This window comes from Mucilaginibacter sp. P4_G9 (genome assembly GCF_056400985.1).
In genome coordinates this window covers 1-2,508 of sequence record NZ_JBFUKF010000568.1, presented here as the reverse complement: position 1 = coordinate 2,508, position 2,508 = coordinate 1, and the positions used below count along the sequence as shown (strand labels likewise).

The 2,508-nt window shown below is 40.0% G+C and carries 1 protein-coding gene; it reads left to right on the top strand.

Annotated elements, in window-relative coordinates; genetic code table 11:
- Nucleotides 1–273: 273 nt before the first annotated feature.
- A complete protein-coding gene (locus tag AC1DPZ_RS25415; RefSeq protein ID WP_477408738.1) occupies nucleotides 274–2,223 on the top strand; it encodes a KUP/HAK/KT family potassium transporter in 1,950 nt (649 codons plus the stop codon).
- Nucleotides 2,224–2,508: the final 285 nt, after the last annotated feature.

Genomic DNA, 2,508 nt, shown 5'->3' with positions numbered 1-2,508 from the left:
ATTCATAAAAGTTGCCATCGCAACTAATACAAGCCATGCATGTGTGTAAGTAAAAGAATAAGTAATTTTTCGCCTCATTATTAAGATTCCTTACAAAAGTATAAATAATGCCCTGATGACCTAAGAAAATGACGTTTTTGTAAAACTTTTTAACAAAATTTAACAACCAGGGCTGTTTTTAAGGTATAGACATGCAATTTACGTATACGTTTAATGATTATTTAAGTTTAATGGAAAAAATTAATATTTTTGCGACTTCACAAAAGCAAAATAGTGTCAAACCACAAAGATCTGCAAAAACTGTCGGCCGCCGGCCTCCTCATCAGTTTAGGAATAATTTACGGTGATATTGGTACCTCCCCATTATACGTATTTAAAGCCATAGTTGGTACAAACCAAATTTCTGAAACTTTAATACTGGGAGGGGTCTCGCTAATTTTTTGGACGTTAACATTACAAACTACGTTAAAATATGTAGTGATCACATTGCGTGCCGATAATAAAGGCGAGGGTGGGATTTTCTCCCTGTTCTCGCTTGTACGCCGAAAGGCAAAATGGCTTATTGTACCCGCCGTTGTTGGTGGCTGCGCCTTGCTTGCAGATGGTATCATTACCCCGCCAATCACCATATCGTCGGCAATTGAAGGTTTGCAGGCTTATTATCCCCATTTGCCTACTGTACAAATTGTTATGGCCATTATTACAGGGCTGTTTATTATTCAACAGTTTGGCACATCGCTGGTTGGTAAAGCTTTCGGGCCAATTATGTTCATTTGGTTTACCATGATGGGCGTGTTGGGGATCAGTTATATTGCTCATTCACCTGGCATCATCAGGGCGCTAAACCCCTATTATGCTTATGAATTATTAAGTTCGAGCAGCAGCCATAGCGCCTTTATTATTTTAGGAGCTGTGTTTTTGTGTACTACAGGTGCCGAGGCTTTATATTCAGATCTGGGGCATTGCGGTAAGCAAAACATCCGGATAAGCTGGATATACGTTAAAGCCTGTTTAATTCTTAACTACCTGGGCCAGGCCGTTTGGTTGCTGCAAAGAAATGGCACTGTTATGGACCTGAACGCCAATAACCCATTTTATAAAATTATGCCCGATTGGTTCCTGATATTTGGTATAGGCATAGCGACTGTTGCCGCCATTATTGCCAGCCAGGCGCTGATATCGGGATCGTTTACGCTTATTGCCGAGGCTGTACGACTTAACCTTTGGCCAAAAGTGCGTATCAATTATCCATCAGAACAAAAGGGTCAATTGTATGTACCCAGTGTTAACTGGCTGCTTTGGGCGGGATGCCTGGGTGTTGTGCTGATATTTCGCCACTCGGATAAAATGGAGGCGGCTTATGGTTTAAGTATCACGGTGGCCATGCTCATGACCACAATACTGGTATCTAAATTCCTGAAACGTAAAAAAGTACCGGATTACATTATTAATATATTTTTAGCTGTTTACCTGGTTATTGAAGGTACATTTCTTACTGGTAACCTGGTTAAGTTTTTACATGGCGGCTGGTTTACTTTATCAATAGGATTTGTATTGTTCACCGTAATGTGGACGTGGCACACGGCCCGCAAAATCAGGAACCGTTATGTTAAGTTTGTAGGTATTGATGATTATTATAACATTATTAATGAACTGAGCGCCGACGAAAGCGTACCTAAATACGCATCGCAACTGGTTTATTTAACCAGCGCCAATTTTAACTCAGAAATTGAATCGAAAATAGTTTACTCCATATTACAAAAACAGCCTAAACGTGCCGATGTATATTGGCTGGTTCACGTTGACGTAGTTGATGAGCCTTACAAACGCGAATATGAGGTTGATTTTTTAGTGCCCAACAAACTCATCCGTATCGACTTTAAATTGGGTTTCCGCGTTGAGCAGCAAATAAACCTGCTGTTTAGAAAAGTGGTTGAAGATTTGGTAAAAAAGGGCGAGGTTGATATTACCAGTCACTATAAATCACTAAATAAACACAAGATTGTTGGCGATTTTAGGTTTGTGGTGATTGAAAAAGTGTTTTCACGCTCGCATAGCTTGTCGTTATATGAGCGGTTCATCATGGATTTTTATGTTTACCTGAAACACTTAAGTTTATCAGAAGAGCGTGGTTTTGGCCTCGACCTGAGCTTTGTTACGGTTGAAAAAGTTCCGTTGATGCTTTCGATACCGGAGGCTATTGAAATACACAGGGTGAATTAGGCTCAAAGCTTCATCCTGCCCTCTCCAAAGGAGGGTTCTGAAAAAATCATATAAACAAAAAGCCTTCTGCAAATGAAGGTCTTTTTGTTTACATCGTTTTCTTTTAAAAAGGAGCAATTCAAAGTCCTCTCGTTTGGAAAAGGCAGGGAGACTATTGTTCCAGAGCCTTCCTCATATACCCCCTCACCTCATCATTAATATCTTCTTTAAAATACATCCTGAAGTAATGGTTATGATCGTTAGTGCCGGGGACGGTTTTAATTTTGGTGAAGCAAAGGTTATCAG